This is a genomic window from Amycolatopsis sp. (assembly GCF_025464955.1).
Classification (GTDB): domain Bacteria; phylum Actinomycetota; class Actinomycetes; order Mycobacteriales; family Pseudonocardiaceae; genus Amycolatopsis.
In genome coordinates, this window is the sequence record NZ_JAODNM010000033.1 from 72,233 (window position 1) to 84,366 (window position 12,134).

The 12,134-nt window shown below is 68.2% G+C and carries 10 protein-coding genes; 4 read left to right on the top strand and 6 right to left on the bottom strand.

The features are described 5' to 3' along the window. Positions 1–30 precede the first annotated feature (30 nt). Positions 31–807, top strand: coding sequence for an oxidoreductase (locus JWQ81_RS06815; RefSeq protein WP_297538700.1), 777 nt, complete (start codon positions 31–33; stop codon positions 805–807). A gap of 27 nt (positions 808–834) precedes the next feature. On the opposite strand, the gene JWQ81_RS06820 is transcribed toward JWQ81_RS06815, so the two are convergent. Beyond that, the gene (locus JWQ81_RS06820; protein ID WP_297538702.1) at positions 835–1,731 is read right to left on the bottom strand and encodes a LysR family transcriptional regulator; all 897 of its coding nucleotides are present in this window, start codon (positions 1,729–1,731) and stop codon (positions 835–837) included. A gap of 283 nt (positions 1,732–2,014) precedes the next feature. Next, a complete protein-coding gene (locus JWQ81_RS06825; protein ID WP_297538703.1) occupies positions 2,015–2,935 on the bottom strand; it encodes a LysR family transcriptional regulator in 921 nt (306 codons plus the stop codon). 87 nt (positions 2,936–3,022) lie between these two features. Between JWQ81_RS06825 and JWQ81_RS06830 the strand changes: the two genes are divergently transcribed. Beyond that, a complete protein-coding gene (locus tag JWQ81_RS06830; RefSeq protein ID WP_297538705.1) occupies positions 3,023–4,381 on the top strand; it encodes an aspartate aminotransferase family protein in 1,359 nt (452 codons plus the stop codon). 78 nt (positions 4,382–4,459) lie between these two features. Beyond that, positions 4,460–5,578, top strand: a complete 1,119-nt coding sequence (locus JWQ81_RS06835) for a helix-turn-helix transcriptional regulator (RefSeq protein WP_297538707.1) — start codon at positions 4,460–4,462, stop codon at positions 5,576–5,578. A gap of 4 nt (positions 5,579–5,582) precedes the next feature. Here JWQ81_RS06835 and JWQ81_RS06840 read toward each other — a convergent pair whose 3' ends face one another. Beyond that, positions 5,583–6,482, bottom strand: a complete 900-nt coding sequence (locus tag JWQ81_RS06840) for a TIGR03619 family F420-dependent LLM class oxidoreductase (protein ID WP_297538709.1) — start codon at positions 6,480–6,482, stop codon at positions 5,583–5,585. Between the two features lie 450 nt (positions 6,483–6,932). Here JWQ81_RS06840 and JWQ81_RS06845 point away from each other — a divergent pair, with 450 nt between their 5' ends. Then, positions 6,933–8,390 carry an aldehyde dehydrogenase family protein gene (locus tag JWQ81_RS06845; RefSeq protein WP_297538766.1) on the top strand — a complete coding sequence of 486 codons (1,458 nt, stop codon included), beginning with the start codon at positions 6,933–6,935 and terminating at the stop codon, positions 8,388–8,390. Between the two features lie 3 nt (positions 8,391–8,393). Here the strand turns inward: JWQ81_RS06845 and JWQ81_RS06850 are convergent, their stop codons facing one another. Genes JWQ81_RS06850 through JWQ81_RS06860 form a run of 3 tightly spaced genes read right to left on the bottom strand, consistent with a single transcriptional unit; the run spans position 8,394 to position 12,128 of the window. Next, entirely contained in the window at positions 8,394–9,989 is a 1,596-nt protein-coding gene (locus JWQ81_RS06850) for an MFS transporter (RefSeq protein ID WP_297538711.1), read from the bottom strand. Positions 9,990–10,015: 26 nt separating this feature from the next. Continuing rightward, positions 10,016–11,155, bottom strand: a complete 1,140-nt coding sequence (locus JWQ81_RS06855) for a hypothetical protein (RefSeq protein WP_297538713.1) — start codon at positions 11,153–11,155, stop codon at positions 10,016–10,018. Between the two features lie 31 nt (positions 11,156–11,186). Beyond that, positions 11,187–12,128, bottom strand: a complete 942-nt coding sequence (locus tag JWQ81_RS06860) for an MBL fold metallo-hydrolase (protein WP_297538715.1) — start codon at positions 12,126–12,128, stop codon at positions 11,187–11,189. Between the last annotated feature and the right edge of the window lie 6 nt (positions 12,129–12,134).

The window sequence follows — 12,134 nt, forward strand, 5'->3', positions numbered from 1 at the left end:
GACGAACACGTAATCGAAAGGACCGGTGGCATGACCACGATCGAAAACGGATCGGGAACGCGCGAACTCAAGGGAAAGCGGGCCCTGGTCACAGGTGGTTCTCGCGGAATCGGAGCGGCCATCGTGCGCCAGCTCCTGGACGCGGGTGCCGAGGTGCTCACCACCGCCAGGTCGGCAACGAGCACGGTGCCGGAGGGAGCCACCTTCGTGGCGGCCGACGTGCAGACACGGGCCGGAGCGGAGGCACTCGCCGCGGCCGCGCAGGAATCGCTCGGCGGGGTGGACATCCTGATCCACAACGCGGGTGGGGCGCAGCCGTACAAGGACAGCTCGGCCATCACCGATGAGGAATGGCAGAACGCACTGGACCTGAACTACCTGGCGTCGGTGCGGCTGGACTCGCTGCTGACAGCGGGGATGCGGGAACGGCGTTCGGGGGCAATCGTGCACATCTCCTCGGCCGCGGTCCTCACCCCGATGGGACAGTTCCTGCACTACACAGCGGCGAAGGCTGCGCTGGAGAACTACAGCCAGGGACTGGCCTTGGAGCAGGCCCCGTTCGGAATCCGGGTCAACATCGTGTCTCCTGGCCGAACAGCCACCCCCGGCGGCGAAGCAACGCGGGAGCAGTGGGCCGGTCTGGACGCGACGCCGGGCCAGACCAACGCCAACGACACCCCGCCGCTGGGGCGCGATGGTCAGCCCGACGACATCGCCAACGCGGTGCTGTTCCTGGTGTCCGACCGGGCGAGTTGGCTGACCGCGAGCAACCTCTTCGTGGACGGCGGCGAATTCCCCCGGGGCTGACGCCGACGCCCGCTTTCTTCTCGGCCGTCAGGAGACCGGCGAGAAGGAGGCGGGCTCGCTCCAGGTCTCTTGACGCAGGAGTTCGAGCAGAGCTGTCTCCGCCGGGCCCGGGCCTTGCCGGACCACGGCGATGACGGGCTGGGACACGACCGGGAACACCGGGCGAACGAGGTGCTCGTGACCGTCCGGCACCACCGAGGCCGGGACAAGCGTCACCCCCAGCCCTTGGGCGGCCCAGCGCACGGCCGTCGCCGTCTGGGACGCGCGGGCGGCCGTGGTCGGGGTCAGATCGTTGTCCCGCAGCACGTTCAGCAGCACGCCGTCGAGCGCGCTGTCGCGGTCGAACCTCACCCACGGCTCCCCTTCCAGCTCGCGCAGATCGACCCGGTCCGCGGCGAGCTGCGGGTGCCCTGGGCCCAGCACCACGACGAACTCCTCGTCGCCGAGGTGGTGGGCGTCGGCGGGACTCTGGTCGCACGCCGCCATCAGGGCGAGGTCCAGCACGCCCCGGCGACACAGCTGATCCAGCTCGGCGGAGCTCGGCTCCTCGAAGACGGTGACCTCCAGCCGCGGGAATCGGCTACGCAGTGCGCCCAGCGCACCCGGCAGCTGCCGCGTGCCGAAGCCCATCTGCACCGCGACCACCAGCTCGCCGACCAACTCGTCTGCACCGGCCCGCGCCGTCGCCCTCGCCCGCCGCGACGCGCTCACTGCGACCTGCGCCTCCCGCAGGAACGCGCGGCCGACCACGGTGGGCACCAGCCCGGTCGGCGTGCGGGCGAACAGTTTCACACCAAGTTCCCGCTCCAGGCCGCGAATCTGTTGGGACACCGACGGTTGAGCGACGTGCAGCAGCTCCGCCGCCGCTGTCACCGAGCCCTGCTCAGCAACGGCCAGGGCGTACTCGTACTGACGAAGGCTCATCGGCTCCCCTCCTTGCGGTTGCGCGGTCTCCCCCGTTGTAACGTTGTAATACTACGTGGGTCAGCCGAGCACCGGCTGAGCGTGAGCCACAGCGTGTACAGCCGGATGTACAGGTGACACGTAAGTGGCTCGGACGCACGGTGCGATCGGATAGCGCTACTGGCCGATCGACCAAAGTTGCGCCGAACTCCTGTCCATTTCCCGAGGTTGCCTTCGCGACTTTCGTCGCCAGCGGACAGCACAACGGTGGAGACCACGACTGCAGGTGGAACGGGATCAGCGTCTATGAGCTGTGGTGGACGGTGTAGAGCGCTGGACTGAACGGGTAGTGGCGTAGTGCGTCGAGGACCACGTTGACCGCGGCGCGGGGCGGTGCCCCACGCCGCACGGCGGCGGTGATGGCGCGCGTGACCGGCGCGAGGAGTTCCCGGGTGGTGACCCGATAGCGGGGATCCACGGCGAGGGCGGGCAGCAAGGCGATCGACAGGCCGGCTTCGACGTGCTGGAGGGTCAGCAGGTAGTTGCTGAACCGGCACACCACCCGCGGTTCGAACCCGGCCTGCCGGCACAGCCTGGTCGCGAGATTCGCCATGTACGACTGGGGTATGTCGAACGCCCACGGCTTGTCCGCGAAGGCGGCGAGGTCGGCCGGGCCCCGGCCCGCCGCAGGATGTTCGGGGCAGACGAGCACGATCGAGTCGGTTGCCAGTGCGACGAGGTCGACGTCCGGGTCCAGGGGTTGCTCGACGAAGTCCGTGGTCGTGATGATGATGTCGGCGTCACCGCTCCGCAGCACGGACATACTCTCGTGCGGCTCCAGCTCCAGCAGTTCGACGTCGAGGTGCGGATGCGAGCGCGCGAGCCGGGTCACGACCGGCACCGCGAGCGAGTGGATCGCGCTCTGGAAAGCCCCCAGCCGCACCACCCCGACCGGCTCGTCACCCAAGCTGCGCAACTCGGCTTCGACCGCGTCCAGGTGATCGAGGATCGCCCGCGCCCGCCCGGCCAGCAGCACCCCGGCCGGGGTGAGCCGGATCCGACGTCCGGTGCGCTCGAACAACCGCGTGTGCGTCTCGGTCTCGAGCACCGCGAGTTGCTGGGACACACTCGACGCGCTCTGGTTCACAGCCTGGGCCACCGCGCGGACAGTGCCGAGCTTGTCCAACTGGGCCAGCAGCCGCAAGCGCCACGGATTCAAGGTCACGACCGAATTGTTGTACGGTTCTGCCGAACAGGGAAGCCAGGATTATGAGCTGGACCGGGCAACCGACCGCCGCTTACCGTCGGTGAGATGACTACCTCGACCACTGTGCCGCCGTCCCCTGTGCCGCTGTCCCCCACCGACACGTTCTGGGCCGACGCCGACCGGCATCTCGTGCGCTACGCGGGCTCCGGCGAGTTCACCCGAAAGATCATCGACCACGCGGCGGGGAGTTTCCTGTTCACCGAGGACGGCGACCGGATCCTCGACTTCACCTCCGGGCAAATGAGCGCGATCCTCGGTCACTCGCACCCCGAGATCGTCGCCACCGTGCGGCGGCAAGTGGGCTCGCTCGATCACCTGTACAGCGGCATGCTGAGCCGCCCGGTCGTCGACCTCGCGCGGCGACTCTCCGAGACGCTCCCCGCGCCGCTGGAGAAGGCACTGCTGCTGACGACCGGCGCCGAGTCGAACGAGGCCGCCATCCGGATGGCCAAACTCGTGACCGGCAGGCACGAGATCGTGTCGTTCGCCCGCTCTTGGCACGGGATGACCCAGGCCGCCGCGAGCGCCACCTACAGTGCGGGCCGCAAAGGCTACGGTCCGGCGGCTCCGGGCAATTTCGCCATTCCGGCGCCCAATTCCTACCGGCCGGACTTCACCACCGCCGACGGCGAGCTGGACTGGCGGCGCCAGCTGGACTTCGGCTTCGACCTGATCGACGCGCAGTCAGTGGGCAGTCTCGCCGCCTGCATCGTCGAGCCCATTCTCAGCTCCGGTGGCGTCATCGAACCGCCCGTCGGATATCTCGCCGCCCTGCAAGGGAAATGCCGTGAGCGAGGAATGCTGCTGATCCTCGACGAGGCGCAGACGGGGCTCTGCCGCACCGGCAACTGGTACGCGTTCGAACGCGACGGCGTCGTCCCCGACATCCTGACGTTGTCCAAGACGCTCGGTGCCGGCCTGCCCCTCGCTGCCGTGCTCACCAGCGCCGACATCGAACAGGAGGCCCACGACCGCGGGTTTCTGTTCTTCACCACCCATGTCGCGGACCCACTGGTGGCGGCGGTCGGCAACACGGTCCTCGACGTCCTTGCCCGAGACCGGATCGACGAACGTGCCACCGAACTCGGCAAGTTCCTCCGCCGGGGGCTCGACTCGATCGCCGAGCGGCACCCGGTCGTCGGGGACGTCCGCGGCCGCGGCCTGCTGGCCGGCCTGGAGCTTGTCGTCGACCAGGAAACGAAGACGGGTTCGGACGAACTCGGCGCACTGGTCACCCGGCGCTGCCTCGAACTCGGCCTGCACATGAACATCGTGCAGCTTCCCGGCATGGGCGGTGTCTTCCGGATCGCGCCGCCACTGACCGCCACCGAAGACGAGCTCTCACTGGGTCTGTCCATTCTCGACGAGGCCATCGGCGACGCGAGCGCCCAGTTCGGCCTCTGACAGCAACGGTGCTTCTGGCATGTTCTGCCACGGATCTCTTCACGTTCTGACACGCGACCGGAAGGTAACCTCGCTAGCATGCCGGGCAATCCGGAAGACCTAGTCGCCAGTCACGTGCGTTCCTCCCCCACCGGCGAAGAACTTTGGTCTTGGGTGTCCGAGAACCTGCGCCGATTCGTCCCGTTCGACGGTGCCGGCTGGTTCGGCATCGACCCGTCGACGCTGCTCGCGAACTGTCCCATCCGGGTGGAGAACATCGAGCAAGGCCACTGCGAGTCGTACTGGGAACGCGAGTGCAAGGTCGACGATGTCCTCCTCTTTCGAGACCTGGCAAGAGCACCCGTTCCGGTCGGGACACTCTATGCGGCCACCGGCAATCGGCCGGAGCTAAGCCCCCGCTACCGTGAATATCTCGCACCGCAGAACTTCGACGACGAGTTGCGTGCCACGTTTCGAATCGGCGGAAAGAGCTGGGGTGCCATCGACCTGTACCGGCAGCGAGGCCGAAACCGGTTCGACGAAAAAGACGTCGCGCTTGTCTCGCGAATAGGGTCGGCCATTGCCGGCGCGCTCCGGGGACTGGCAACCCAAGAAAGATCCAGGGAAGCCACCCCGCCGCCAGAAGGTATCGGGACTGCCCTGTTCGACCACAGCGGCGGCCTGCTCTCCTTCGACGAGCAGGCCGACCGCTGGTTCACCGAGATCGGCGGTCCACAGTGGATGGAGCGGCGGCCGCCCTCGATGAGCGGGGTATGGGCGACCGTCTTCCGCGCGGCGAATGTCCATATCGGACGGGACCGGGGACCCTCGACCGTCCGGCTGCGGACCAAGGACAGGCACTGGGTCACCGTGAGCGCGTCCGTTCTCCGCAGTGTCGGCTACGCTGCCGGCCCCGGCCCGGTCGCCCTGTCGGTGTCCCGCTCCTTGGGCTGGGATATCGCCCCGCTGCTCGCCGACGCCTTTGGGCTGACGCCAAGGGAACAGGAGATCTGCGAGGCGACAGCCCGCGGCCTGTCGAACCAGGAGATAGCCGCCGAGGTCGGCCTGTCGGCTCACACGGTCCGAGATCATCTCAAGGCAGTTTTCGCCAAGATGGGCGTAACCAGCAGAGGCGAACTGGTTGCCCGGATGTTCTCCGACCTGTACGAACCGAGGATCATGGCCCCCGGGGCCGACGTCGTGCACGCGTACTTCTGAGCGGTCAGCGCGTCCCGATCAGGTCGAGGAATCCGGTGGCCGAGGCGATGGCCTGGTCAACGGTGTCGTCGGTGTACATCTGTTCGATGAAGAAGTGCGTGAAGCCGAGAGTCTCGGAGACTCGCTTGATGTCATCGACGACGACCTGCGGGGCATCGCCCCTGGCGACGTTGACCCGAACGATCGCGTCGATCGCCTTCGGGTCGCGCCCGGCTTCGGCGGCGGCCTTCTCCACGATCGTCTGCTGGGCGCGAAGCCCGTCGAGGTCGACCTGTCCGGGCATCAGGATCGGCAGCCAGCCGTCCCCTCGCCGGCCGACCCGCTGAAGTGCGGCCTCGGAAAAGGACGCGAGGTAGATCGGCGGCCGGGGTCGTTGGATCGGTTTCAGGTTCGAGTGGTGCCGAGGCACCGTGACCAGCGTTCCCCGGTACTCGGCCGGATCGGTGGTCCAGATGGCCTCGAGTGCGTCGAGGGTCTCATCCAGCCGCTTGCCGCGCTGCCGGAACTCCAGTCCGGCGGCTTCGTACTCCTCGGGCGACCAGCCGACGCCCAGGCCGGGCAGCAGACGCCCATTGCTGACCACGTCGATCGTGGTCAGCGCCCGCGCGAGCACAACCGGCGGATACCAGGTGGCCACCAGCACGTGCGTGCCTAGCTGGACCCGTTCGGTGGCCCCGGCGGCAACCCCGAGCAGGGTGAACGGATCGAGGACGGAGTTGAACTCCGCCGGGATGGTGTCCATCATCCCGCCGTAGCCGATTCGGGGGTCCACCGCCGCGAACAGCCGGTCACCGACCCACAGGCTGTCCGCGCCCGCCGCTTCCAGTTCGCGGGCGAACCGGGCAGTTTGCCCTGCGTCCGACGCCAACCTGGCGTACTGCGGAATGCTGAAACCGATTTTCATGGAGTGTTTCCTTTTTCGGGAGAGTCGACGTGGTGACCACGTTCTCAGTTATTGTTTCGCCCACCGCGCCGGCAGTCCATCCCGGTTACGAGGGGGGAAACCGTTCCTGACCCCTACAGATGTAGCTCTTGTGTCGTATCCGTGGGTCCAAGCCCGCGGTTTGTGGCCGCTGATGCGGCGGGTGTGGCGTTGTGACCTGCCGTGAAGGCCACCTTCACGGCGTAAGGCGCACTCAACTAGGCCTTCACGACACGCCCGACCTGCCGAACCCCAGCCTCGTCAGCACACCTCAACCGAACGCGTTTCGTATCGGGGGATCCCTGGTACGAACCCTCCAGGCCCGAGGCAGGCTGCGGGCACACGTGGGTGATCTTTTGGGCTGCCAAGATCACGCGGCCTCATTAACCTGTCGTCATGGTGTTCACTGTGCCCAACAGGAAGGAACGCGTGATGGCGCTGCTCGACGGTGCGGAGTGGGCGGGCCAGGTGTTCACCGGCACGTGGACGGCAGGCGCGGGCCCGTCGCGCACGGCGATCGAGGTAGCTACCGGTGAGGCGCTCGCCGAAGTCGGTCAAGCGGCCGTCAGCGACGTCGAGGAAGCGGCGAAGCAGGCAAAACGCGCACACCGCGCGTGGGCCGCGACACCGGCCTTCGACCGCGCCGCGATCCTCACCGAAGCGGCGGCCTTGTTCCGCGAACACGCCGAGGAGATCATCGACTGGATCGTGCGGGAGTCGGGCTCGACCAGGGCCAAGGGCGCGATCGAGATCCAGGCCGCGATCGCCGAGTGCACCGAAGCCGCGGCCCTCGCGACCGCGCCCTACGGGGAACTCCTGCACTCGCAGACGCCGAGGGTCAGCATCGAGCGGCGAGTTCCCGTCGGCGTGGTGTCGGTCATCGCGCCGTTCAACTTCCCGCTGACCCTGTCCATCCGCTCGGTCGCGCCCGCGCTCGCGCTGGGCAACGCCGTCCTGCTCAAACCGGATCCCCGCACCGCGGTCTGCGGCGGAGTCGTCCTCGCCCGCATCTTCTCCGATGCCGGGTTGCCGGCCGGGGTCCTGCAGATGCTGCCCGGCGGGATCGACGTCGGCAGCGCGATGATCGACGCCCCCGAAGTGCGGGTCGTCTCCTTCACCGGGTCCACCCCGGCCGGGCGTGCCATCGGCGCCCAGGCCGCGAAGACCCTGACCCGGACCCATCTCGAGCTCGGCGGGAACAGCGCGCTGGTCGTGCTCGGGGACGTCGACGTCGAAGCCGCCGCGTCGTGCGGGGCGTTCGGGAACTTCGTGCACTCCGGGCAGATCTGCATGGCGGTGGGCCGCCATCTGGTGCACGAGTCGATCTATGAGGACTACGTTTCCTTGCTGGGCAAGAAAGCCGACGCGTTGACCGTGGGTGACGGGTTCCGCGAGGATGTGGCGCTCGGCCCGATCATCGACCGCAAGCAGCTCGACCACGTCAAGGGCCTGGTCGACGCCAGCGTCGCCGCGGGTGCAAGGCTGGTGTCCGGCGGTACGCACGACGGGCTGTTCTACCGGCCGACGGTTCTGGCCGACTGCACGTCCGACACCCCCGCCTACCGCGAGGAGGTGTTCGGGCCCGTCGCCTGCATCCGGAAGTTCTCCGACGTCGACGAGGCCGCCGCGATGGCCGCGGACAGCGAGTTCGGGCTCAGCCTCGGGGTGCTGGGCAACGACCTGGCGACCGCGATGTCGATCGCCGACCGCGTCCCCGCCGGGCTGGTGCACATCAACGACCAGACCATCAACGACGACGCCAACGCGCCCTTCGGCGGTATCGGGTCCTCGGGGTCCTCGCGGATCGGCGGACACCGCGCCAACGCCGAATCGTTCACCGAGACCCAGTGGCTGACCCTGCGCACGACCGCCCCGAAGTACCCGTACTGAGCGCTACAGCTGGACATGTTGCGGGGTGAGGGCCGTGTCCTCGGCCAGGGAATCTTCGGTTACCTGAGTGTTCCCGCGGCCACCGCGCAGCGCCGTCACGGCGAGCAGGGAGCACAGGAGCGCGGCGATGCCGCAGACGAGGAAGCCGATCGAGTAGCCGTTGCCCAGCGCGTCCACCGCGATCGACGCCGCCTGTCCGGGCGGGCTGGCGGGTGGCACCGAGTTGATCGCCAGCGGGCCGCCTTCTTGGGCGACCGCGGTCGCCGCGGCCCGCACTTGGGGTGCCAGCGCGGAGGTGGCCAGGTTGGTCGTGAACGTCGAAGCGGCACTACTCAGCGCGATGGCGCCGATGATCGCCGGCCCGAGGGTGAAGCCGAGATCGCGCAGCAGGCTGGTCGACGCGCTCGCCATGCCGGCGTAGTGGTTGGGCACCGTGTTCACCGCGGTCGCGGTGATCGAGGAGACCGTGAGCGCGAAGCCGAGACCGAGCAGCACCAAAGGCAGGACCAGCGAGGTCAGCGCGGTGTCGCGCACGTCGAGCCCGGCCGCGATGAAGTCGCCCGCCGCAATCAGCAGCAGGCCGCCGCCGAGCAGCCAGCGGGGGTTCACCCGCTCCAGCAGCCGTGAAGTCAACGGGGTCATAACCAGGGCGAGCCCGTTGATCATGACGAAGGCCGCCGCGGCGCGCAGCGGGGTCTGGTGCTGGATCGGGCCGAGCCGGATGCTGATCGCGTAGGCGGTGCCGAGGAAGCTGAACATGCCGACGACGGCGATGATCGACGCGACGGTGAACGGCCTGCTGCGGAACAGGTCCAGTCGCAGCATCGGCGCTCGGGCGCGGGCCTCCGCGACCACGAACAACACCAGGAAGACCGCTGCCACCACGAACGCGACGATTACCGAAGGCGCGCCCCAGCCGTCGCTCTGCCCTTGGATGACAGCGTAGAGCAGGGCGAACAGTCCGATGAGGATGGTGACCTGGCCACCCCAGTCGAGCGATCGACCTTCGGGCGCACTCGAGTTCTTGGCCAGTGCCAAGGAAACCAGGGTACTGAGCGCCGCGAGCACGACGGCCACGACGAAGGCCGTCCGCCACGACCCGTTGCCACTGGTGATGCCCGCGACCACCGGCGCGACGAAGCCGCCGGTGGACAGTGCGGCGGCCCAGACCGAGATACCCCGGGCGCGCTCGCGCACCGTGTGCGTGCCGGCCGCGATCATCGCCAGCGAGGTCGGGAACACCGCCGCGGCACCCAGTCCCGTGATCGCCTGGCCGAGCCACAGCCCGTGGACGCCGCCGGCCGACGCCGACACGATCTCGCCGACCGCGATCAGGGTGGTGCCGCCCACCAGCAACCGCTTGCGGCCGAAGAGGTCGCCGAGCACGCCGAAGGTCAGTTCGAGCACGGTCACCGGCAGCAGGATCGCGTCGGAGATCCACGTCAACTGGGAGCCGATCGGGTGCAGGTCCGTCTGGAACAGTCCATTGAGGACCGCGGGCATGGCTATCGCCATCTGCGCGAGGCAGACCGCGAGGCAGCCGGCCAGCAATGTCCCCCTGCTCAGGGAACTTGGGTGGAGTGAGGTCACTTCGGTCATCGGATCCACCGTCCTAACGGTTGTGCTCAGGCTTGCACTTCGATCGTCTGACCCGACTCGACCGGCACGGTCAGCGCGCGGTGGGCATAGCAGGTGTTGGCCGCCGCGGTGAGCAACGACTTGGCCTGCGCATCGTCCACGGAGCCGTTGATGAAGAGCTGGGTGTCGAAGGGCTCGCCGGTGAACGTGCTTCCCTGGACCAGCCGGGGTGAGCCCGCCGGGAGCCGTCGGACGGCGACATATCGACAAAGCTGGGTGTGGTAGCAGAACGCCGTCCCCAGTGAGAAGTACGCCAACGGGCTCGGCGCGCGGCGGTTGGTCCGGTCGCTGATCAACGTCCAGCGGCTCGCACCGGCTCCTGGGAAATCGATCCTGGACTCGACCAGCCCGGAATCGACGCGGTAGGGGCCAGATCCGCAGACGTAAAAGGCGATCGTGCCCGACTGGTCGTCACCCAGTTCCTGTTGTGCGGCCTCGGAAGCCGGTTGCTTCCACTGGAGTTCCTCGGTGAGCGTCTCAGCTTCGACCGGCGACGGGCGGTTGGCGTACCGCAGGAACGGGTCGACTTCGGCCGGTGCGTGCGACTGCGGGACGCCGAGGACGGGTACCGCGCGTCCGTTCGCGGAGAGCGCGAACACGCCTTCCAGCTCGCCGGTCAGCGCGCCGACCGCGGGTGAGGAACGCAAGGCCTCCTCGACCACGGACTCGACGGCGGGCTTCGGCGCCCCCGTCCGCATGGCGACCTTCCACTTCAGGTCGAAGACGAGCGCGACGGCCTCGCCCCGCGCGAACGAGCCCTTGGAAGCGAATCCCTGCGCAAAACTGACGTCGAGCTCGGAGAAGTCGATCCCGGCTTCTTGCGCGAGGTCCGCGATTCGCATCGTCACGTCGCCGTGCAGACCGGCAGCCCAGTGCATGAGCGGAGCGGGCCCCATGTCGGTGCCCCGCAGGTACTTTCCCTCGTCCGCGACGAGGCGCCAGGCCCTCCCGGTGGCGAGATCGGTGACGAGCCCTTCCTTCTGGAACTGGCCGAGCCCCATCACTTCGCTGCGGAACTCCTCGCCGTGGGCGGCTGCTTCGTCACCCGCGGCGGCCAAGAAAACCAACGGGTGTCCGGACTGTTCGAGCGGGGTCGGCTTTCCGGACGATATCTCCACTGATCCCATCAGGGACCACCCTTCATGAGGTTGGCAGCGGTCAAGCCAGGCAGGTGAGCGGCTTGCCGCCGTTGTAGGCGACCATTTCGGCGAGTACGGCGGGGTAGTCGATGGGGGCGCCGGGCGGGGTGCCGTCCAGGTCGGCGTAGGCGCGGTGCAGGTTGCCGACCAGCCGCTCCGAGTCGAGCAACTCCGCGTAGGGGCCCGCACCGAATTCGCGAGCCGCCAGCAGGGGTGTCAGGCCGCCGGCGTGTGCCTCCGCGGCGATGCTTCGCACGTACTTCAGGTAGCCGAGGACCTCGTCGACGACCTCCGGCCCGCAGACCGCGCCATGGCCGGGAATGATGGTCTCCGCGACGAGCGGTTTGATCCGCTCCTCGAGCACGGAAATCGTCCCGTCGATCGAGCCCGCCATCAGGAACGGCGTGCCGCCGTTGAACAGCAGGTCCCCGGCGATCAGCACCTTCCGTTCGGGGATCCAGACGTACGAGTCGTTCGTGGTGTGCGCCGGCTGCCCGGCGTAGGTCACCTGACAGGCGAGGTCGTCGGAGTGCACGGTGATCTCGTCGCTGAAGGTGATGAACGGTGGCTCGAGCCGGACGCCTCCCCAGTCGGTCTCGGTCCAGATCGGCGCCGAGAACGGCATCCCGTGAGCGAGGACCTCGGCACGGACGTTGTCGTGGCCGATGACCGCGGCGGTGGGGAACAGGTAGTTGCCGAAGGTGTGGTCGCCGTGATGATGGGTGTTGATCAGCGTCCGCACCGGTTTCGGGGAGATCGCGGCGATGGCGTCGAGATAGTCGCGCGTGCGTTGCTCGGTGGAACACGCGTCGATGCTGACGACTCCCTGACTGCCGAGGAGGAACGCCGTGTTGTTGACGAACCAGCTGCCATCCGGCTGGATGTAGGCGAAGATGCCTTCGCTGACCTCGATGGCTTTGCCCGGCGCCAGCGCCACGTGATCGGGATGTCCTGAGCTCATCGCCCG

Bases quoted from the DNA above. Each gene is read 5' to 3' on its own strand.
- JWQ81_RS06835 (WP_297538707.1), top strand. From the start codon at position 4,460: ATGCCGGGCAATCCGGAAGACCTAGTCGCCAGTCACGTGCGTTCCTCC.
- JWQ81_RS06820 (WP_297538702.1), bottom strand. From the start codon at position 1,731: ATGAGCCTTCGTCAGTACGAGTACGCCCTGGCCGTTGCTGAGCAGGGC.
- JWQ81_RS06815 (WP_297538700.1), top strand. From the start codon at position 31: ATGACCACGATCGAAAACGGATCGGGAACGCGCGAACTCAAGGGAAAG.
- JWQ81_RS06850 (WP_297538711.1), bottom strand. From the start codon at position 9,989: ATGACCGAAGTGACCTCACTCCACCCAAGTTCCCTGAGCAGGGGGACA.
- JWQ81_RS06830 (WP_297538705.1), top strand. From the start codon at position 3,023: ATGACTACCTCGACCACTGTGCCGCCGTCCCCTGTGCCGCTGTCCCCC.
- JWQ81_RS06860 (WP_297538715.1), bottom strand. From the start codon at position 12,128: ATGAGCTCAGGACATCCCGATCACGTGGCGCTGGCGCCGGGCAAAGCC.
- JWQ81_RS06840 (WP_297538709.1), bottom strand. From the start codon at position 6,482: ATGAAAATCGGTTTCAGCATTCCGCAGTACGCCAGGTTGGCGTCGGAC.
- JWQ81_RS06855 (WP_297538713.1), bottom strand. From the start codon at position 11,155: ATGGGATCAGTGGAGATATCGTCCGGAAAGCCGACCCCGCTCGAACAG.
- JWQ81_RS06845 (WP_297538766.1), top strand. From the start codon at position 6,933: ATGGCGCTGCTCGACGGTGCGGAGTGGGCGGGCCAGGTGTTCACCGGC.